This window comes from Kitasatospora sp. UYEF31 (assembly GCF_057291755.1).
The window spans coordinates 25,724-46,314 of sequence record NZ_JBXAWK010000034.1 but is presented as its reverse complement, the minus strand read 5'-3'; the positions used below and the strand labels follow the sequence as shown (position 1 = coordinate 46,314).

Genomic DNA, 20,591 nt, shown 5'->3' with positions numbered 1-20,591 from the left:
GGCATTTTGTCCACGACCGACGCGGCAAATCCTCCCTTCCGGAAGGAACAGTCCCTTGAGCGCGGTTCCCACCAGTCCCCCGCAGGTCGGGTACAGCCCGCCTGAGCCGGACCCGTACGACGTCCCCGAAGACCTGTACGGCCGACCGCGCAAGGACTGGCGGATCCGCCTGTTCGGCGCGGCACTTGAGGGATACATCCGCACCCTCCGGCCGGGACGCACGGACCGGGGCGCGCCGCCCAAAGGCCCGGCCACCCGCGAACTCCTCGTCGCCGAACGGCAGATCGTCGCCGACGATGTCATCGCGATCCGGCTCGCCGCCACTGACGGTTCGCCGCTGCCGGTCTGGCAGCCGGGCTGCCATCTGCACCTGCTGTTGCCGTCGGGGCTACGTCGGCACTACTCCCTGTGCGGTGCACCGTCCGACCGTACGTCGTACCGCATCGCAGTCCGGCGGCTCCCTGGCGGTGGCGGCGGTTCCCTCGAAGTCCACGGCCTGCGTACGGGCGACCGCCTGCGGGTGTCCGGGCCGCGCAACGCCTTCCCGTTCGCCGCGGACCGCTCGGTGCTGCTGATCGCCGGCGGCATCGGCATCACGCCGATCCTTCCGATGGCCCGTGAGGCGGCCCGGCGCGGCCTGGACTGGCGGCTCGTCTACACCGGCCGCAACCGGGTGTCGATGCCGTTCATCGACGAACTCCGCGCGTTGTCCCGGGACCGGGTGGAGGTCCGGCCCGACGACGAGTTCGGCGTGCCGGGCGCCCGCGACCTGCTGCGCCGCGCACCGGAGGGCAGTGCCGTCTACTGCTGCGGCCCGGGTCCGATGCTGGAATCCGTACGCGACGCCTTTCCGCAGAGCGCCGCCCGCGCCCTGCACACCGAACGCTTCGGCACCCCGCCGATCACCGACGGCAAGCCGTTCGAGCTCCAGTTGGGCAGGGGCGGGCAGATCCTGCACGTGCCGGCCGACCGTACGGCCCTCGACGTTCTGGGCGACGCCCGGCCGACCGCTCCCTACTCCTGCAAGCAGGGGTTCTGCGGCACCTGCCAGGTGCGGACCCTCGGCGGGGAGATCGACCACCGGGACAAGCGCCTCAACCCGACCGAGCGGGCCGCCGGGCTCATGCTGCCGTGCATGTCGCGCGCCCCTGAGGGCGAACGGATCGTGCTCGACCTCTGAACGCCAGACCGCACTGGAAGGGAAGGGAACGCACATGCCGCACGAATTCCCATTCACCGAGGCTGACTTGGCCCGGTTCCGGGAGACCCAGCAGCTCGCCTACCACTGCGCGTCGAAGGTCGCCGACTGGCTGGAGCCCGGCGTCACGGAGAAGCAGGCCGCCGCCCGGCTCGACGCTGAACTGACGGACGCGGGCGTACGGGACTACTTCCACATTCCGTTCGCGTGGTTCGGCGACCGGTCGGCGTTCCGGAACTTCTGGAGCCCCTTCCAGTTCTTCCCCACCGACCGGGTGCTGACCGAGGGCATGCCGTACGTCCTGGACTGCGCGCCGGTCGTGGACGGCTACACGGCGGACATCGGTTTCAGCGGCACGCTGGGCGAAAACGCCGTCTGGCAAAGGCTCGACGCGGATCTCCTCACGTACCGCGACCTGATCCTCGCCGAAGTCAGGACGCGCAAGCCGCTCGACGACATCTACGCGGCGGTCGACGCGCGGATCCGGCTGCACGGCTACGACAACCGCCACCAGCGTTACCCGGGACGGGTGATCGGCCACCAGGTGACCCGGATGAAAGTGCGCAACCCGGTCGGCGTGAACGTTCTCGGGTTCGGCGTACGGGCGTTGCGCACGCTGGGCCGCGAGTTCCTCGGCGAGAGCCTCAAGAAGCGCTCGCCGCTGTGGGCCGACGGCCGGATGTCCCGCCACGCTCCCACGCCGGGACTGTGGGCCGTCGAACCGCACATCGCCTTCCGCGAGGTGGGCCTGAAGTTCGAGGAGTTGCTGGTGGTGACCGACGACGATGTGTACTGGCTGGACGAGGACCTGCCGCACGTGCGGCGGGGCGCGGCGCGCGCGGCGGTGGCCGCGTGATGCCGCTGCCTGGGCGCACTCAAGAAGGCAGGGCCAGCTGATGCCACCGTCGGGACCCACGTGGGAAGGCAGGGACGCGTGAAACATTCGACCGTCCTCAGCGGCGATGTGCCGATCGCCGTGTACGAGCAGGGCGATCCGGCGCACCCGGCAGTCCTGCTCGTGCACGGCTACCCCGACACCCACTCCGTGTGGGACGACGTGGCCGCCGCGCTCGCGGTGGACCACCACGTCGTGCGCTACGACGTGCGCGGAGCCGGGGCTTCCGGTTCGCCGCGCGGGAAGGCCGCCTACCGTCTCGAGCTGTTGGCGGCCGACCTGTTCGCGGTGGTGGACGCCGTCGGCGGCCCCGTGCACGTCGTCGCGCACGATTGGGGTTCGGTGCAGGCGTGGGAGGCCGTGACCGCGCCGGGCGCGGAGCGGCGCATCTCCTCGTACACCACGGTGTCGGGTCCTTGCCTGGACCACGTCGGGCACTGGATCCGGCGGCGGCTGTCCCGGCCGACGCCGCGGCATGTGAAGCAGCTCCTCGTCCAGCAGCTGCACTCCTGGTACATCGTGGTGTTCCATCTGCCGGTGCTCGCACCGCTGGTGTGGCGGGCGGGGCTGGCGCGGCAGTGGCCGAAGGTGCTTTCCCGCCTTGAAGGTGTCTCTCCGCGCGCGGGTCACCCTGCGCGGACCTTGGAACAGGACGCCGTACGGGGCATCCGGCTCTACCGCGCGAACATGATTCCCCGGCTGCGGAAGCCACGGGAACGGACGACTCAGGTCCCCGTACAAGTCGTCGATCTGATGCATGACCACTACGTCGGCCCGGCGATGTCCGAAGACCTGGAGCGGTGGGCACCGAACCTGACCCGGCGTCGACTCTATGCGACGCACTGGTCGGCACTCCTGGAGCGGGGCGACGAAACAGCGAGGATCGTACGGGAGTTCATCACTCAGGTCGACGGGAAGGCCCCAGTCGTGGCGCGTAGTTCGGACCCATTCACCGGGCGCCTCGCCGTCATCACCGGCGCCGGTGGCGGCATCGGCCGGGAGACCGCACTGGCCTTCGCCGAGGAGGGCGCGACCGTCGTCGTGTGCGACATCAACCTCGAAGGCGCGAAGCGTACGGCCGAACTCGCGTCCCTCATCGGCCCGCAGGCGTTCGCGTACGAACTCGACGTGCGCGACGGCAAGGCGGTGGACGCCTTCGCCACTCAGATCGCGGAGGAGCACGGGGTCCCGGACATCCTCGTGAACAACGCCGGGGTCGGCCATTCGGGCGGAGTGCTCGACACCACGGAAGCTGAATGGCAGCGGGTCCTCGACGTCAACCTGTGGGGTGTGATCCACGGCTGCCGGGCCTTCGGCACGCTGATGAAGGAACGCGGCGAGGGCGGGCACATCGTCAACCTCTCGTCCGCCGCCGCGTACCTGCCCTCGAAGCTGATGGCGGCCTACAGCACCAGCAAGGCCGGGGTGTTCATGCTCTCGGACTGCCTGCGTGCGGAATTGGCTCCCGCCGGGGTGAAGGTGAGCGCGATCTGCCCCGGCATCGTCAACACCGGGATCTCCCGGACGACGACGTTCTCCGGGCTTGACGCCGAGCAGCAGGAGGCCAAGCGGCGGAAGGTCACCAAGATGTATACGCGTAGGGCCTTCCCGCCGGCGAAGGTCGCCCGGGCGATCGTCAAAGCTGTGCGGACCGGAAAACCGGTGGTCCCGGTGACACCGGAGGCGAAGGTGGCGCGGGTGCTGTCCCGACTGTCGCCCGGGCTGCTGCGGCTGGCCGCGCGGGTGGACGCGGCTTAGCAGCACGAGTTTGGGGTTTGCGGGGCCTGGTCCGGCGGGGTCAGGCGCCCGGCAAGCCCCAAGCTCAGCGTGTCCGGCCTATTCCTCTTTCAGATAGTCGAGCATGTACGCCGTTTCCAAAAACGCGCCCACGGGCTCGGGCAGGTGCACTGGCTGTCCGATCGGAACAGGGTCGCTCACCTCCCGGTACGCGCCCCCACGCGGATCCGCGTATACAACGACGGCCTGATCGCGACGGTCGATCAGGAGGTACACAGGAACTTCGGCCACCGCGTATTCGGTGGCCTTCTCCGTTGTATCGGTACTGCGGTTGGAAGACGTCACTTCCGCGAACAGCTGGACACCGGACGTCCCGGTCATCCGACCACCCCGGAACGGAGCGCGCCGGTCGGCGTCGAGCACGAACAGATCGGGGATGCGGCCGTAACCGAAACCGACCTGGAATTCGACCCCCTCGCCAACTTCCCACTGCGGCACTGCCAGGTCGAGCTGCTGACGAAGACCACGGACGATCTTGAAATGCCCGTAGTCGGCGCTGGTCATCATGACCAGCCCGTGCGGGGTGGCCTCCCAATGGATGCCTTCGAACTCCGGATCGGTCGCAGCGCGCACAGCACGCAGACCCGCGGTCAGCGCTTCGGAGCGGTCCCGAGGCATACGGGGGTCACGGATCGGAGCGTTTTCGTCCTGGTGAGCGGCCATGTCAAAACTCCAAGGCATATGAAGGACTGCACTCCGATCGTATGCGACCAGGCGGGCCATCAGCCTGCCGACGCACCTTCCCGCGCAATGTGCGGGAGGGGATGAATGTGCTGTCGCCCCCAATGTTCGAAGTCCCCGCCTTCGTTATTCTGCCGCCGGGCCGCTGCGGCCGACGATACGGGTGTGCGGTTCAAGCACACTCCAGATCCAGGTTTCGTCACGGTCGCCGAACCCGTATGACGTCAGACGGCGATCCACAGCATCGCCCCGCCGATGGCCGCCAGGTCCTCAGCCACCCGCGCCCGCGGGCTCAGCAGTTGCAGCCGCGCGCAGTCGTTGACCACCATCAGCACGGCCGTCACCGTCAGCTGCGCCTCCCCTTCGGACAACTCCGGGCGTACGGAACGCAGTTGCCGCACCCAGGCGGCCACGTGGTCGCGCCTGATCCGGCGCAGGTCGGCGGACCCTCCCGTGGGGAGAGGGAACACCTCGCTCACCAGTGTGCCGACGATGTCCCCGTGTTCCAGGGTGAGTTCGATGTACGAGCGCAGCAGTAGCCCGAGCGACTGCTCCGGCGTCGCACCCTCGGTCAGCGCGCGGGCCGCGCCCAGTTGGAGCCATTCCGCGCCCCGGGTGACCACCGCGACGAGCAGGTCGTGCTTACTCGCGAAGTGGTAGTAGACACTCGGCCCGGTGATGCCGGCCGCCGCACCGATGTCCTCGATGCCGACACCTTCGAAACCCTGTTCGCGGAACAGCCGGGCGGCGGCGGCCAGGAGGAGCTCGCGGCGGACTGTGGGGGTTGTCGGGACCGTCATCGGAACGCTGGGTAGAGCTGGGCGCACAGGCGCCTGCACCAGCCGCATCACCAGGTCGTACAACAGCTGCTCGAAGCGCTGCAAGGGGAGCACCGCCGCGTGGTACGACGGGCTGGCCAGCGCTGACATCACACACCAGGACAGGAAGATCCGGTCCGACTCCGGCAGGTCGGGGCGCAGCGGGTCGAGGAGTCCGGCGGTGCGCACGGCGAACGCGGCGAGGCGCTCGAACATCTGCCGCTGCTGGTCAGCGGGCAGGTGCCGGACTTCGCGCTCCCACAGCGCGGGGACGTCGCGGCGGCGGTGCGCCATCGCGGTGAGCGCGCGGACCTGGGCGGCGAAGCTCAGTTCGACCTCGTTCACCGCGGCTTCGGTGACATCCATGCCTTCGAAGATGGTGAGGGCGAGGAGTTCCTGTTTGGTGCGTACGTGCCGGTAGAGCGCGGCCGACGTGACGTCCACCGCAGCGGCGATGTCGTTCATCGACGTGCCGTGGTAACCGCGTTCGTGGAAGAGCTTGGCGGCGGCCTGGACGATCAGTTCCTTGCGGTTGCCCGGCCGTTTGCGCACTAGTGCTCCGGTGCCCCGCCCGGCCCCTGTTACCGCAGGTTCAGTGCCCGCCATGGATTTCCTGTCTGCGCGACGCCGCTACCAGTGCATTGTCGCGCACCGGAGCCCCGGGCGGCTCGTCGCCCGGGGCTCCGGTTTTGATTCTGATGGATCGTCAGCAGACCGCGCCGCAGCGCGGCCGCCGGTGCGGCCGGGCAACTGTCGGCAGACTTCGCCGCAGCGGGGCCCACCGCAGGACCCGGCAACTGTCAGCCGACGAAGGTGATCCGGTCCGCTTTCGGCGGCGCGAGCGGTGCGTCGGCCTTCGAGTGCGCGGCCAGGTAGGCCAGGAACATGTCGAGGTCGCTCGCGCCGACGAGCTTGTTCGCGCCGGTCTTGAAAGCGGCGAAGCCGTCGCCGCCGCCGCTCAGGAACTCGTTCGCGGAGACGCGGTAGGTCTTCGCCGGGTCGATGGCGACGCCGTTCAGCTTGACGCTGCCCGCGACGACCTTGTCAGCGCCGGTCCTGGTCTTGTCGACGCTGTAGGTGAAGCCCTGTGACACCTGGAGGATGCGCGGCGACGCGGCGTTGCCACCGGTGAACTGCTGGGCGAGCAGGTCGAGTACGGCCTGGCCCTTGAGGTCGACCGTCACCATCATGTTCGTGAACGGCTGGACGGTGAACGCCTCGGCGTAGGTGACCACGCCGTCGCCTTCGGTCCCGGCCGCCTTGTACTGGAGGTCGGAGCGGATGCCACCGGGGTTCATGAAGGCGATCTGCGCGCCGCCCTTGTCGGCTGCGGCGGTGCCTTCGAGCTGGGCGTCGGTGACCACGTCGCCGAGGGGCTCTTCGGGTGTGGTGGCGCCGCGGCCGAGGATGTCCGCGGAGATCCAGCCGACCTGGCGGTTCGCCACGGGGGCGGCGATCTTGCGCCAGCGCTCGATGAGCTCGGTGATGTCGGGGGCCTTGGGGATGTCCCGGCGGACGATGTTGTTCGCGGCCTTGACCGACGTGCGGACGATGTCGCGGGTGCGCTTGTCGTACGTCATGTCGATCTTGGTGAACTCACGGCCGAACGACGCGCCGGAAGTGACCAGACGGGGCTGCCCGGCGGGGTCGGGGATGCTGCACACGTACGACTGGTGGGTGTGGCCGGTGACCACCGCGTCGATCGCCGGGTCGAGCTTCTTGGCGATGTCGACGACCGGTCCGGACAGGCCCAGCGCGCCGCCCGCGTTGCAGTCGAAGTCGTACGCGGACCCGGACGGCGGCAGGCCGCCTTCGTGCAGGAGGACGACGATGGACTGCACGCCCATGGCCTTGAGCAGCGGGACGTACTTGTTCGCCGTCTCGACCTCGTCCTTGAACTGCAGACCCTTGACGCCCGCGGCGGTGACGATGTCGGGGGTGCCCTCCAGCGTCATGCCGATGAATCCGACCCGCGCGGGGCCCACCTGCTGGATGCTGACCGGGGCGAGGATGGGGCGCTTGGTCCGCTCGTCGAGCACGTTCGCCGCGAGGTATTCGAAGTCCGCGCCGTCGAAGCGGCGGCCCTTGACGTAGCCGCCGTCCTTGGGGTGGTTGCCGCCGTACTGCATGCGCAGGAGTTCGGTGCGGCCCTCGTCGAACTCGTGGTTGCCGACGCTGGTGACGTCCAGGCCGAGCTTGTTCAGCGCCTCGATGGTCGGCTCGTCGTGGAACAGGCCGGACAGCAGCGGGGAGCCGCCGATGAGGTCGCCGGCTGCGACGGTGACGCTGTTGCGGTTCTTCTTGCGGGCGTCGCGCAGCGCGGTGGCCAGGTGCTCGACGCCGCCGGCGGGGGTCTGGACGAGTTTGCCGTCCGGGCCCCGCTCAGCGACAGTGCCGGAGGATCCCTGCGGCTCGTCGAGGTTCCCGTGCAGGTCGTTTATCGCCAGCATTTCCAGCTCGGCCGTACGGCCGTGACCGTGGTCGTTCCAGGCGGAGGCGGAGGCCGGGAGGGCGGCGACGCCCATGACGGCTGCGGTGAGCAGGCTGGTGGTGGCGAGTCGCCGGGTTGTCCGGCCGGACGTACGCGTGGTCATGAAGCCCCTTCGGAATGGGCGCATCCGAAGGTGGATGGGGACGGATGCGTCAGGCTGACCTTAAAACACGTCATGACCCGGAGGAATACGGGTTGGCCACCTACCGGTGAACCGTGGCCAACAACACGGTCGAGCGTGGTGACTTATCGTCCGGAAAGCCTGCGAAACCGCAAAACCGGGTGAATCCGTACGTAATTATCGCCGGTAACGCGCACTGCCTGAGCAGCGTCAACGCCCCTCGACCAGTCCCGTGGCGCCTTCGCTGCGCACCGCTTCGCGGATGAAGGCGGCCGCCGGCTCGTAGCGCTCACGCGTCCCCGCGTCCCCGCGTCCTCGCGTCGAGCGCCGGACCGGCGAGCACCGCGTTGAGGTTTACCACCCGGAACGGCGGGCCCGGTCCCGTCGGGCGTCCTGGCGCTGCCGGTGTGCTTCAGGCCGGCCGCGTCCATCGTGTCGCGTGACAGACAACGCTGAGCGGGCATCCCGGGATGCCCGCTCAGCTTCAGCGCCCGTGCAGCAGCTGTGTTCATTCAGCGCGGCTTTCGGTTCTGCGCGGTGTTCAGTTCAGCCCGGTGTTCAGTTCAGCCCGGTGTTCAATTCAGCCCGGTGTTCAGTTCAGCCCGGTGTTCAATTCAGCCCGGTGTTCAGTTCAGCCCGGTGTTCAGTTCAGCCCGGTGTTCAGTTCAGCGGCACCACCGGTCAGGCGGTCGCCGTCAGGTAGCGGTCCGCGATCAGCCGGCCCAGCGCCGGGTGCGCGCCCAGCGGAGCGCACGCGGTGCCGCCGATCCGCTCGGCCGCGTCGGCGATCAGCGCCTCGTCGCCCTCAAAGCCGAGCACGTACGGGGCGACGGCGATGCGGTGGGCGCCCATCCCGCGCAGTGTCGCGGCGGCTGCGGACAGTGCCTGCGGGTCGTCGATGCCCGCGGCCACCACCGGCAGGGCGAGCCGGGCGGCCAGGAGCACGCCGGTCATCTCCGCCGCGCTCACGGCCTCGGGACCTCCGGCGACGGCGATCACGACACCCTCAGCGGCGGTGACGATGGTGAACAGCCTGGCCCGGTCGGCGCGGACCAACTGGGCCTCGGAGAGCCGCTCGTGCAGCGCCTCGGCCAGCGCCGGGTGCGGGCCGAGCGGATCGGTCACCGTCAGCGGGACGTCTGATGCGGCGACAGCCGCCGCGACGACGCTCAGCAGCCCGGCGTCGGGGCCGAGCAGCAGCGGCACGACCACAGCGGCGGGCCCGCCGCCCTCAACGGGGGTGGCGGTCAGCGCAGCGCCCCCCTCACCCATGAGCACCGGGCGCACGTCGAGCCCCGGCAGGGCCGCGCGGGTGAGCAGACTGATCTCGGCGATGAGCGCGCCCAGGCCTTCCTGGTCCACCCCCGGCACGGCGAGCAGCAGGGGCACCGCGCCCTCGGGGAGTTCAGGCGCGGACGGACGGCGGTGCCGTCCGGCCACCGGTTCCTGGACCTTGGGCCTACGGGTCGGCAGGCCGCCGACGCCGGGTGAGCGGGTGGGCAGCCCGCCGGCGGTGGCTGACGCCGTGACGGGTGCGGGAGCGGTGGCGCGGTCGGCGTCGGGAGATGAACTCATGACTGCGGATGCTATTCACTCTCCCGTGGGAGATCACCTCGTATGCCGGAATCAGAAACAGACATACGGCGTTTTTGACTACAAGTCACCCGCATATATCCGTACATGTGACGCAGTCGTTGCCTGGAGCGGTGCTCACGCCAACTGCGGAACCGGTTCATCCACCACCACGCCTGCGACCGCACCCGCGGTGGTGAACAGCTCCGCCACGCTCCCGGCGAAGTCAGGGAGCAGTCGGACCGCCACCGCGGCTGCTTCGGACGAGCCGCCCAGACCGGCCCACACCGCCGCGTCGAGGCAGTCGAGCACTTCCCGGGCGTAGTCGGCGGTCACCGGGAAATCCCTGATGCAGCCCGCCGCTTCGAGTACGGCCCGGGCCGGGCGCGCGGTCTCGAAGACCTGCCGGGGCCCTATCTTCGTCCCGAAGACGGTGGGTACAGCGGCGTTGTACTGCCGGCTCCCGCCGTGCCAGCCCCACTCGCTGCCGCACACCGGCCACTGGAAGCGCGGCCCCGCGCGCACCCCGGTGAACTCGTCGGTGCACTCGGGCCAGCGGGCGAGCATCCAGCGGGCCTCCGTGGACAGCGCCTTGCGCCGGTCGAGGCGCCGGAGCAGGTCCCAGTCCGCGTACGGCGTCTCCAGCATCGGCCAGAGCAGCGTCGGCCACGCCCGGCGCAGCCGCTTGACGAGGCGTCGGGTCGACACGGCGGGGGCCGCGTCAGCGCGCAGTGCCGCAAGCCCGGTCTCCCCCTCAGCGATCCAGGCGCGCAGTTGGGCGGCCTGGCGGCCGTCCATCGTCTCCAGGTCGCCGATCAGGTCGAGCGCGGCCGTCGATCCTTGCCGCTCCCACAGGCGCAGCACAGCGCCGTACAGCAGTCCGCGGTAGCGCGGCGCCCGGAACGGGTGCCCGGAGCCCTCGGCGGGGAAGAGCTCGCGCAGCGCTTCGAGGCCGCCGTCCCGCCAGGCCGCCGCGCAGTCGGCGACGGAGTGTGTGGTTGCGTCGCGGCGCAGCAGTGCGACGCGGACGAGCAGCGGGTCCCCCGACCACACAGCGGGCTGCTGGAGTGACCGGGGCACGTGGGCGCACAGGTGGTCGACAAGTGCGGGGTCCAGCGGCACGGTGTCCGCGGCGAGCATGATGCGGGCCCGGATGACCGGTGACGTCCGGGAGTTCAGATAGATCGCGGCGTTCACCCCGGTGTCGCCGACGGCCCGCAGCGCTTCGGCGAGTCCGACGCGGGCCCAGCGGGCGCGGGCCAGGGTGATCTTCTGTTTGCGGGTGGCGTCGGCGACGACCCGGCGGACGACTTCACGGGGCAGGTCGGCGCCGAAGTGCGCGAGGTCCCGCAGGGTGGCCCGCTTGAGGTGGGGGGCCAGGGCTGCGAGCTGTTCCGGGGGCAGGAGCATCAGCAACTGCCTGAGTTCCGGAGTGTTCGCGCGTGAGGCCGCCGGAACGCTCCGGACCGGTCCTGTGTCGTCGCCCGCGGCGGCCGCGGCGAGGTCAGCCGGAGTGCCCTCGTAGGCCGGCAGCAGTGCCACCAGTCGTCGCCAGGCGGCCGGGGACGCGCCCAGGTGCTGTTCGACGGCGGCGGCCAGGTCACGGCTGCCTTCGACGTACGCCCTGGAGTTCTTGACGGCGAGGTGCCGCATCAGCCGCAACACCGCGACGGCCGGGCCTGCCGCGTCGAAGATCCCGCGGACTTCGCGGGTGTCGAGGCGGTAGTTGGCGCCGATCGCGCGGAGTATCGTCCCGTCGCCGAGCCGGAGCAGCGCGCGGACCGTGCCGGCCGGCAGCACGCTGGTGCGGATCAGGTGGGCGGGGAGTTCACCGCGCAGCCTGGCGTGGAGCGCGCCGTCCGCGTCGTCGATCCTGGACAGCAGGGTGATGACTGCGGTGGCCGTGGCCTCCATGGTGGTCCTCCCCGTGGACGGTGCGTCAGGACCGAATCTAGAAGGCGGCACCGACACTCCCGCCCCGGCCGACAAGTGTCAGAGGTGGACTTCCCTGTAGTAAGCAAGGGATCACCGTACGTACGCTGACGGTCTTCTCACGAGCCCGCAGGGAGGCGTATCCGCCATGAGCGTCGGCACGGCTGCTCCGATTCGGCCGAAGAAGTCCGCACGGCACCCGAAGCGAACCGCGGCACCGAGTCCCCCCGTACGCCCGAAGAAACGCCGGCCACACCGCCTCCGGATGCCCGGGACCACGCCGGGGCGGTTGAAGCTCCTCGCCGCGCTGATCCTGCCCGCGCTGGCCCTGGTGTGGGCGTGCTGCTCGGTGGTCACGTCCGGATCGACCGGCGTCGCGGATGACCTGAGGAACCGTCAGACACTCGCCGTGCAGGACGTCGACTCCGTCGCCACGGCACTGGCCGAGGCCGACCGGGCAGCGGCGGTAAGCCTGTTGACCGGGGCGTTCGCCCTGACCGGTCCGGGCCAGGACTACCAGGACGCGGTGAAGACCGCGGGCCAGGCGCTCGAACAGGCCGTCGGCCACCACGCGCGCGGCGGGGACGCGGCCGGGCAGCTCCAGGCGGTGGACGCCTTGATCGTGGAGTACACCGGGCTGATCGGCCAGGCGCAGGCCGGGGACGGCGGGCCCATGACCACGGCGAGCATCGTGTACGCCTCCGACCTGCTGTACGAACCGGACACCGGGGTCCTCGCCCGGCTCGCCGACCTGCGCGCGCTCGACAGCCGGGCGGTGGCCGACAGCCGCGATGAACTGTGGGTCTCAGAACTGGTGTTGGTGCCGTTCGCGGTGGTGACGCTGGTGGGTGTCGGGCTGTGCGTGACGGCGCACGTGTACGTCCGCCGCCGCTTCCGCCGGCGGCTCAACCCGCCGCTGCTCGCGGCGATCGCCGGCCTCCTCGTGCTCACCGGCTGGACGACGGCCCAGCTCCTGTCCACCGCGGCCCGGGTCGACCGGGGCGCCGGAACCGAGTCGGCGCGGGTCTCGACCCTGTGGCAGGCCCGCGCGGCCGTGCACCGGATCGTCGGGGAGGACGCCCTGACGGTGGCCACCTCAGGACTCAGCGACGGCCACCGGGCCGACGCTGAGACGGCACTCAGGCTGCTGGCCGACCCGCTGCCGGAACCCCCGGCGATCACTGCGGTGGAACAGGGCGGGACGCCGTCCTTCACCGGACTGCTCGCGCAGAGCGTCGCAGGCCGGGCGGTGGACAAGCCCGCGGCCGCGGCACTGCGGCACGTGGACCTGCTCGCGGCGGCCAGTCAGGCGGCGTTCGCCAGCACCGACCGCACAACAGCCGCCACGACGATCCTCGGCCGGAACCCGGAACAGGTCTCCGGCGCCGCCGCCGAAGCCGACAGGTCGCTCGCCGTCGCGCTCGGCACGGCGCGGACCCGTACGGATGAAGCCCTCCGGGACGCCGGATCAGATCTCGGCCTCGGCCTCGGCGCGCCCCTGATGTGCGTCGGCATCGCGGCCTTCGCGGTCGGCGGCCTGTGGCGACGCATCGACGAATACCGGGTGGCGTCATGACCAAGCGCAAGTACACGACCGTCATCGCGGCGGCCTGCCTCACCGCGCTCGTCACGCTGCTTCCGACCGGGTGCGACAGTACGGATCCGCAGCCGCGCACCGTGCACATGCTGGGCCTGTGGACCGGAGCCGAGGCGGCGAAGTTCAAGCAGGTCGTCGCGCCGTTCGAGAAGGAGACCGGGATCAAGGTCTCGTACGAGGGCTCCCCCGACCTGAGCGTCGTGCTCGACCACCGGGTGGAGGAGGGCGACCCGCCCGAACTGGCTGCACTGTCCTCCCCCGGCGACCTGCTGCGCTACGCCCGCACGGGTGCCGCGCTGCCGCTGGGGAACATCCCGGAACTGGCCGCCTCCGACACCGAGTACAGCGCGGACTGGCGGATGCTGGGCGAAGTCGAGGGCAGCCGCCGGGCGGTGGTCGTCAAGGCCGCGTTGAAAAGCGTGATCTGGTACGACCCGAAGGTCGTTCCCGTACGGCCGGCGACCTGGCCCGAACTGGTCGCGGCGACCAACAGGATCAAAGCCTCCGGCAACATCCCCTGGTGCCTCGGCCTGGCGTCGAGTTCGACGTCGGGGTGGCCGGGCACCGACTGGGTCGAGGACATCGTCCTGGCCCGGTCGGGGGTGGACGTCTACGACCGCTGGGTGGCGGGCCAACTGCCGTGGACCGCACCGGAGATCAAGCAGGCCTGGCAGACCTGGGGTGACCTGGTGTCCCCGCCGGGGTCCGTGCGCGGCGACGCGCTGGGCGCACTCCTCGCGCCGTACAACGGCACGGCCGCCCAGCTGGCCGGCGGGTCGCGGGGCTGCGCGATGGAGCACCAGGCCTCGTTCGCCTCCGGTTGGTACGCGGCGGTGAAGACCGCTTCCGGCGCACCCGCGCAGGCGGGCACCGACTACGACTCGATGCCGTTCCCGCGCTTCGCCGGCGCACCCGGCGCGGTGCAGCCCCAGGAGGTCGGCGGCGACGCGGTGGCGATGTTCCGCGACACCCCAGAGGCCCGCAAGCTGATCGCCTACCTGGCCTCAGCGCGGGCGCAGACTCTGTGGGTCGCGGCGGGCGGGACGCTGAGCGCCAATCAGAAGGTGGCGCCGGACGCCTATCCGGACCCGGTGAGCCGCCGCCTGGGCCAGTCCCTCGCCCAGGCTCCGACGGTCCGCTTCGACGCCTCCGACCGGATGCCGTCGCAGCTGCGCACCGCGTTCCAGCAGGCGGTGCTGCACTTCATCGCCGACCCGAAGGACCTGGACCAGATCCTGACGGAGCTGGACCGGGTGCGGGTGGGGTCGTACCCGTGAGCGCTCCACCACACAGGCCTCGGCTCGTCGCGTGACTTCCGGAGCGAAGCGGAGGAAGACACGCTCCGAGACCGCCCAAAAAAAACAGATGAGCGGGCCCGCCCCGGCCGGGCCCGCTCATCCAGGTCCCGTCACGCTCCTGAAGGGACACCTGCATTCTCGCCACCCCACGGGTGTATTACGCATTCAGTGATCGAAAAAAGCTCATCCTTTACTATCTCTTGGGCAACCTTCGAGCGCTAAGAACCACTTGAGATGAGATCAGTTGGTTGGGAGGTATCGCAGCTTCGTACAGATTTACGATGGTTTGTCGCGTGATGCCACTCACAAACCTCCACCACTCGTTCGAGCCAATCCCCGCCGGACGCCCTCCCCGGGCGCCCACTGTCGCTAAGACTGATCACCGTGCTTGCCGAAGTGGTCACCGATGCAGGGTCCAACCCGCCGCAGAATCAATCCGCCGGGAGCGGGGCCGAAGTCCCCCCGCCCGACCCCGTCTTCGCCCTCGCCACCCCCGAAGCCGCCGTTGTCGTCGCCACCGACACCACGACGGACGCCGCCGAGGGCTGCGGCCACGGCTCCGACTGGTTCCTGCGCCGCCTCGGCGTGCACCTGCTGACACGGGCGACCGAGCGGCCCGAACGGTCGCTCACCGACTGCCTGGCCGACGCCGTAGCCGAGACCGCCGCGCTGCACGGCGGGCGGTGCGACCTCTCCCTCCCGGGCACGCCGGCCGCTTCGCTCGTGGTGCTCCGGGTGAACGCGGGTCAGCTTGAACACCTTCTGGTGGGCGGCACTTCGGTGCTGATCCGGGCCGGCGACACCGACCACGCGCTCAGCGCACCCGGGGGCACCACGCTGCACCGGGTCGCGGCCAGGCCCTCGGTCACCGGCCGGGCGCACACGGGCAGCATGCCCGCCGCCGACGTCAGGAACGTGGCCCTGCTCGGCGGGAACGCCGTACGCCCGCTCCTCCCCGGCGGGGAGCTGGGACCGGCGCTTGCCCTCGATGTCCTCGCCGAGTCCGGCGGGCAGGCGCTCCTGGCCCGCCTCCGGGCCCATGAACTGCGGGACCACGGCGGGGTCCACGCCCCGCTGGCGCTGGTGCACCTGCGGGCGTGACGCCCCGGGGGAACCCCAGGGGGCGGCACACCCGCAGGACCGTTCAGCCCTTCGACGGCGTGTACGTCCGCACCGCCGGAACCTCGTGGGCCGGCTCGACGACCTTCAGGCCGCCGGGCGCGGTCTTGTCCACCCGCAGGATGTAGGACTGGTAGGTCGACGGCTTCGCCACGTCGGTGAAGTCGATCGACATGCCCAGGCCCAGGTCCACGCCCTTGATCTTGCGGTGCGCTTCGAGCAGGCCGGCGCGGGTCAGGTCCCCGGCGGCGCAGGCCGCCTTCAGCGATTCACCGAAGATCTTCGCGGCGGTGTAGCCGGACAGCACGCCCTGGTCCACCAGTGCCTGCGGATACTTCGCCTTGTACGCGTCGACCATCTGTTTGACGCCGGGGATGTCCGGCGTCCCGACGGCGGGGATCGCGCTGACCATGTAGAGCAGCTTCTCGGCCGCCGCACCGGCGAGCGACTGGAGGATCTGCGGGTGGAAGCCGACCGAACTGGACAGGACCGGCACGTTGAGGCCGATGGCCGCGTCCACGCCGACGGTCGAAGCGGTCTGCGTGGGGCCGCCGCTGACCAGGATCGCCTTCACCCCGGCCTGCTTCAGCGAGGCGACCTGGGCGGACATCTGGGTGTCGGTGGGCTTGATCTTCTGTTCGACGATCTCCAGGCCGGTCTGCTTGGCCGCGTACTTCGACCCGGCGAGCGCGTTCTCGCCGAACTCACCTTCGAAGTAGATGTGTCCGACCTTGTCGCCGGCCTTCAGCGGCACGGTCCGGTTGAGGTACTCCATCGCGATGATCATGTCGATGTCGTACGTCGTCCCGACGACCTGGACCTCGGGCTTGCCGAGCAGGTTGGCCGCCCACGCGAACGGGAAGGCCAGCGTCTTGTCCTGCTTGAAGTTCTCCAGGAGCGCGGTGGTGATGGTCGAACCGATGATCTGCGGGAAGCCCAGGACGTTGGGCTGGATCTCGGTGTAGGCCGCGCTGGCCTTCTGCACGTCGTACCCGTGGTCCTTGACGGTTATCTGGATCTTGCGACCGCAGATGCCGCCACCCTGGTTGACCTGGTCGGCCCACAGCTGCTGGGCGTTGACGATGCTCTGCCCGAGCGGGGCGTACGGGCCCGACAGGTCGGACAGCGCGCCGAGGGTGATGGTGGTGTCGGTGACACCGGGCCCGGTCTTGACCTTCCCCGGCTGCCCGGAGGCCCCTGGGTTGTCCGCCTTGTCGTCGTCACCCTTCGTGCTGCAGCCCGCGGCCAGGGCGAGGGTCAGTGCGGCGAACACCGCCGCCGTACGTACACCGGTCTTGTTCATGACGACTTCTCCTTGGACTCCGTGCCTGACGTGCCTGACGTGCCTGACGTGCCTGACGTGCCTGAAGCACCGGCCGTGCCTGAAGTACCGGCCGTGCGGGACGTACGGGAGCGCGGCCGGCCGCTGAACAGTCCGACCAGGCCGCGTGGAGCGAACATCAGGACGAGGATGATGGCGGCGCCGTACAGGTAGCGGGACGCCTCCCCGGGGCCCACTCCGCTGTCCGTGCTGCCGGGGGTCGCCACCAGCGGCAGCGACTCGGCGTACTTGGACAGCACCGCGGGCAGCAGGCTCACGAACGCGGCGCCGAGGATCGCGCCGCTGACCGAGCCGATCCCGCCGATGACGATCATCGCGAGGTAGTCGATGGACAGCGCCAGACCGAAGTAGTCGGGCACGACCCGCCGGAAGACCATCGCGATCAGCGCTCCGGCGAGCCCGGCGTACATCGACGAGACGATGAACGCCGCCGAGCGGTAGCGGGCCACCGGGACGCCCATCACCGCGGCGGCCACTTCGCTGTCGCGGACGGCGGCCAGCGCCCGCCCGGGTCGTCCGCCCAGGATGTTCCAGGCGAGGACGGCCGCGATGACCAGGAGGACGAGTACGAGGTACCAGAGGCGTTCGAGCCGCCCGAAGGGGATTCCGAGGACCTCCAGGCCGGTCGGGTCGCGGTCGGTGAAGGTGAAGCCGAACAGCGAAAGCGGTTCGACCGTACGGCCGTTGAAGCCGCCGGTGACACTCTTGGCGTTCAGCATGATGTGGTGCCCGATGAACACCAGCGCGAGCGTCGCGATGCCGAGGTAAATGCCGCGCAGCCGCCCGGAGATCGGCGAGAAGAGCCCGCCGACGACACCGGTGAGCACAACGGCCAGGACCAGCGCGATCAGCGGCGGCAGGCCCAGGCCGTCCACCTTGGTGGTGCTGTCCGCGCCGAAGTAGCCGTAGCCGTACGCCCCGACGGCGAGGAAGAACGCGTGGCCCATCGACAGCTGGCCGGTCGTCCCGGACAGCAGGTTGAGGCCGATCGCGCCGATCGCCGCGGTCATCGCGAACAGGCCGGTCTGCAGCCAGAACGCCGAGACGTAGAACGGCAGGACGATGAGCAGCACAAGCCCGACGACCAGGGCCGCCGTGCCGGGCCGCACCGGAACCTGGAACCGCTTCGGCTCGGCGGGCTTCCGCGGCGTCTTCGCCAGGACGGTCTCAGACACGGGTCAGCTCCTTCGACCCGAGCAGGCCGGTGGGCCGCCACAGGAGCACCAGGATCATCACGATGAACGGCGCGACGTCGCCCAGCCCCCGGCCCAGCGGGCTGAGTTCGTCCTGGTAGCCGGCCGCCAGCGCCTCGGTCAGGCCCACGAGCATCGACCCGAGCAGCGCGCCGAGCGCGGAGTCCATCCCGCCGAGGATCGCGGCGGGGAAGGCCTTCATCGCGATCTGCCCGGTGGTGCGGTCCATCCCCTGGGCGGGGAACGACGCCAGGAACACGGCGGCGACCGCCGCGAGCGCCCCGGCCACGCACCACGCGATCAGCTGGACCCGTTTGAGGCGCACCCCCATCAGCGCGGCGGCCTCGCGGTCCTCGGCCGCGGCCCGCATGGACAGGCCCCAGGAGGACCACCGGAAGGCGGCGAAGAACGCGCCGAGCAACACGACGGACACGACGATCGACGCGAGCCGGGCGTCCGCGACGTTGACGTCGCCCCAGTTGACGGTGTGGTCGCGCCACGGGTCGCCGAGGTTCAGCACGTCCGCGCCGATCCGCCGGGTCAGATCGGTGGTCAGCAGGATGTCCACGCCGATCGTGAGGATCGTCAGCGTGTGGACCTGCGTACTGCCCAGTCCCCGGATGAACAGCAGCTCGATGACCCCCGCGGCCACCGCCGTCGCCACCACCGCGACGACCATCGATACGGCGAAGCCGAGGTCGTCGTGCAGCACGGCGATCAGGTAGCCGCCGAGCAGCAGCAGTGAGCCGTGCGCGAAGTTCATCACCCCGGAGGCTTTGAAGATCACCACGAAGCCGATGGCGATCAGCGCGTACACCGATCCCAGGGCCAGGCCGTTGAGGATGATCTCAGCGAGCTTGGTCATGCGTCCTCCTCCCCAGTGCCCAGGTAGGCCCGGACCACCGCCGGATCGCTCTGGATGCCGGCCGGAGCGCCCGAGGCGATCCGGCGGCCGAAGTCGAGCACCGTCACCTGGTCCGCGATGCGCATGACCAGGCCCATGTCGTGTTCCACCAGCACGATCGAGATGCCGAGGGCATCGCGTACGGCCGACACCGCGTCCGCCATCCGGGACCGTTCCCCGGCGTTCATCCCGGCCACGGGCTCGTCGAGCAGCAGGACCTTGGGCTCCATGCACAGCGCGCGGGCCATTTCGACCCGCTTGCGGACGCCGTACGGGAGCAGCGTCACCGGTGTGTCGAACACCGGTCCCAGATCCAGGAATTCGGCGATCTCCCGGGCTCGTTCGCGGTGCTTGCGCTGTTCCCGTACGGCCGACGGCAACCGCAGCGCCGTCGAGCCGAATCCGGCCCTGGTCAACACGTGCCGACCGAGCATCAGGTTGTCGGCCACCGTGCCCTGGGTGAGCACGATGTTCTGGAACGTGCGGGCCAGGCCGAGCCTGGCGATGCGGTGTGGCCGCAGACCCGTGAGTTCCCGGCCACCGAGCCGGACACTGCCACTGTCGGCCCGGTAGACGCCCGAAAGCACGTTGAAGCAGGTCGACTTCCCCGCGCCGTTGGGGCCGATCACCGCGTGGATGCTGCCCGGTGTGACGGTGAAGCCGACCGCGTCGAGCGCGGTGACACCGGCGAACCGCACGGTGAGGTCGGTGACCGTCAACTCCGGTATTTCCAGGGCTGTTTCCGTCACGGTCATCCGGCCCACCTCCGCAGCACGGGGCGCTGGGCGGCCACCGCGGCGGGCTCGTCTTCCACGCCTTCACCCAGGTAGAGCCGGCGGATCTCGTCGGTACGCGCCAGCTCTTCGGCGGCCCCGGACAGCCGGACCTCGCCGACTTCGAGCACATACGCGCGCTGGGCCAGTTCCAGGGCCATCGCGGCGTTCTGCTCGACGAGCAGCACGGCGGTGCCCTGGTCGGCGATCTCCCGGATGATCCCGGCGATCCGGCCGACCATCTGCGGGGCGAGCCCGAGTGACGGTTCGTCAAGAAGCAGCAGTCGCGGCCCGGCCATCAGTCCACGGCCGATGGCGAGCATCTGCTGCTCGCCGCCGGAGAGCAGGCCGCCACGCTGGTGCCGGCGCTCGGCGAGTACCGGGAAGAGTTCGTACACCCGCTCCCAGGTGCCCTTGTCGACGCTGCTCCGGGGGACGCCCAGGGTCCCGGCGCGCAGATTCTCCTCCACAGTCAGCGCACCGAAGATCCGTCGCCCTTCGGGAACCTGGACGATCCCGGCCCGGACGACCAGCGCGGGATCGCGCCCGCTGAGCGGTCGGCCGGCGAACTGAATCGTTCCTGCATCGATCGTGCCGCGGTGCAGGAAAAGCGTTCCGGAGACCGCCCGCAGGAGAGTGCTCTTGCCGGCGCCGTTCGCGCCGAGCACCGCGACCACCCCGCCGGCCGGGACTTCGAGGGTGATGCCGCGCAGTGCCCGCACCGCACGCCCGTAGGTGACCGCCAGGTCCCGCACACGCAGGGATCCCGCCGGGTCGCGCGCCTGATCCATCGAACCCCCACGGGGAACCGGTGTCGCGTACAGAGCGCCTGGAGGTTACCCGCCAGTCTCAGAATGAGA

At 70.3% G+C, this 20,591-nt stretch carries 16 protein-coding genes; 6 read left to right on the top strand and 10 right to left on the bottom strand.

Translation table 11 applies throughout. From position 1 onward, the window contains the following. Positions 1–55 precede the first annotated feature (55 nt). The 3 genes from AC0Z36_RS18060 (at position 56) to AC0Z36_RS18050 (ending at position 3,851) form a co-directional block, all read left to right on the top strand. Positions 56–1,180 (top strand): PDR/VanB family oxidoreductase, encoded by a 1,125-nt coding sequence (locus AC0Z36_RS18060; RefSeq protein WP_485463950.1) that lies wholly within the window; start codon positions 56–58, stop codon positions 1,178–1,180. Positions 1,181–1,214: 34 nt separating this feature from the next. Next, positions 1,215–2,054, top strand: a complete 840-nt coding sequence (locus tag AC0Z36_RS18055) for a M24 family metallopeptidase (protein WP_485463949.1) — start codon at positions 1,215–1,217, stop codon at positions 2,052–2,054. A gap of 78 nt (positions 2,055–2,132) precedes the next feature. Further along, positions 2,133–3,851 carry an SDR family oxidoreductase gene (locus AC0Z36_RS18050; protein ID WP_485463948.1) on the top strand — a complete coding sequence of 573 codons (1,719 nt, stop codon included), beginning with the start codon at positions 2,133–2,135 and terminating at the stop codon, positions 3,849–3,851. Positions 3,852–3,929: 78 nt separating this feature from the next. Here AC0Z36_RS18050 and AC0Z36_RS18045 read toward each other — a convergent pair whose 3' ends face one another. The 5 genes from AC0Z36_RS18045 to AC0Z36_RS18025 all read right to left on the bottom strand — a co-directional run bounded on the left by AC0Z36_RS18045 (position 3,930) and on the right by AC0Z36_RS18025 (position 11,487). Then, positions 3,930–4,553: a Uma2 family endonuclease gene (locus tag AC0Z36_RS18045; protein ID WP_485463947.1), complete on the bottom strand. Its 624-nt coding sequence runs from the start codon at positions 4,551–4,553 to the stop codon at positions 3,930–3,932. A 242-nt stretch (positions 4,554–4,795) separates the two neighbouring features. Next, positions 4,796–5,941 carry a TetR/AcrR family transcriptional regulator gene (locus AC0Z36_RS18040; protein ID WP_485463946.1) on the bottom strand — a complete coding sequence of 382 codons (1,146 nt, stop codon included), beginning with the start codon at positions 5,939–5,941 and terminating at the stop codon, positions 4,796–4,798. A gap of 248 nt (positions 5,942–6,189) precedes the next feature. Next, the gene (locus AC0Z36_RS18035) at positions 6,190–7,983 is read right to left on the bottom strand and encodes a bifunctional metallophosphatase/5'-nucleotidase (RefSeq protein ID WP_485463945.1); all 1,794 of its coding nucleotides are present in this window, start codon (positions 7,981–7,983) and stop codon (positions 6,190–6,192) included. 699 nt (positions 7,984–8,682) lie between these two features. Then, entirely contained in the window at positions 8,683–9,576 is an 894-nt protein-coding gene (locus AC0Z36_RS18030; RefSeq protein WP_485463944.1) for a sirohydrochlorin chelatase, read from the bottom strand. Positions 9,577–9,711: 135 nt separating this feature from the next. Beyond that, on the bottom strand, positions 9,712–11,487 hold the full coding sequence (locus AC0Z36_RS18025) for a hypothetical protein (RefSeq protein WP_485463943.1): 1,776 nt from the start codon (positions 11,485–11,487) through the stop codon (positions 9,712–9,714). Between the two features lie 283 nt (positions 11,488–11,770). On the opposite strand from AC0Z36_RS18025, the gene AC0Z36_RS18020 reads away from it, so the two are divergent. From AC0Z36_RS18020 to AC0Z36_RS18010, 3 genes are all read left to right on the top strand, one after another. Next, positions 11,771–13,081: a hypothetical protein gene (locus AC0Z36_RS18020; protein ID WP_485463942.1), complete on the top strand. Its 1,311-nt coding sequence runs from the start codon at positions 11,771–11,773 to the stop codon at positions 13,079–13,081. Further along, positions 13,078–14,379, top strand: a complete 1,302-nt coding sequence (locus AC0Z36_RS18015) for an ABC transporter substrate-binding protein (protein ID WP_485463941.1) — start codon at positions 13,078–13,080, stop codon at positions 14,377–14,379. The genes AC0Z36_RS18020 and AC0Z36_RS18015 overlap by 4 nt, the downstream gene beginning before the upstream one ends. Positions 14,380–14,784: 405 nt before the next feature. After that, complete coding sequence (locus AC0Z36_RS18010; RefSeq protein ID WP_485463940.1) at positions 14,785–15,501, top strand: hypothetical protein; 717 nt, start codon at positions 14,785–14,787, stop codon at positions 15,499–15,501. 43 nt (positions 15,502–15,544) lie between these two features. Here AC0Z36_RS18010 and AC0Z36_RS18005 read toward each other — a convergent pair whose 3' ends face one another. The 5 genes from AC0Z36_RS18005 to AC0Z36_RS17985 are packed head-to-tail and all read right to left on the bottom strand — an operon-like array spanning position 15,545 to position 20,522. Then, positions 15,545–16,822 (bottom strand): ABC transporter substrate-binding protein, encoded by a 1,278-nt coding sequence (locus AC0Z36_RS18005; protein ID WP_485463939.1) that lies wholly within the window; start codon positions 16,820–16,822, stop codon positions 15,545–15,547. After that, positions 16,819–18,036: a branched-chain amino acid ABC transporter permease gene (locus AC0Z36_RS18000; RefSeq protein ID WP_485463938.1), complete on the bottom strand. Its 1,218-nt coding sequence runs from the start codon at positions 18,034–18,036 to the stop codon at positions 16,819–16,821. The genes AC0Z36_RS18005 and AC0Z36_RS18000 overlap by 4 nt, the downstream gene beginning before the upstream one ends. Beyond that, positions 18,029–18,919, bottom strand: coding sequence for a branched-chain amino acid ABC transporter permease (locus AC0Z36_RS17995; protein ID WP_485463937.1), 891 nt, complete (start codon positions 18,917–18,919; stop codon positions 18,029–18,031). The genes AC0Z36_RS18000 and AC0Z36_RS17995 overlap by 8 nt, the downstream gene beginning before the upstream one ends. After that, entirely contained in the window at positions 18,916–19,713 is a 798-nt protein-coding gene (locus AC0Z36_RS17990) for an ABC transporter ATP-binding protein (protein ID WP_485463936.1), read from the bottom strand. The genes AC0Z36_RS17995 and AC0Z36_RS17990 overlap by 4 nt, the downstream gene beginning before the upstream one ends. Next, positions 19,710–20,522 carry an ABC transporter ATP-binding protein gene (locus tag AC0Z36_RS17985; RefSeq protein ID WP_485463935.1) on the bottom strand — a complete coding sequence of 271 codons (813 nt, stop codon included), beginning with the start codon at positions 20,520–20,522 and terminating at the stop codon, positions 19,710–19,712. The genes AC0Z36_RS17990 and AC0Z36_RS17985 overlap by 4 nt, the downstream gene beginning before the upstream one ends. Between the last annotated feature and the right edge of the window lie 69 nt (positions 20,523–20,591).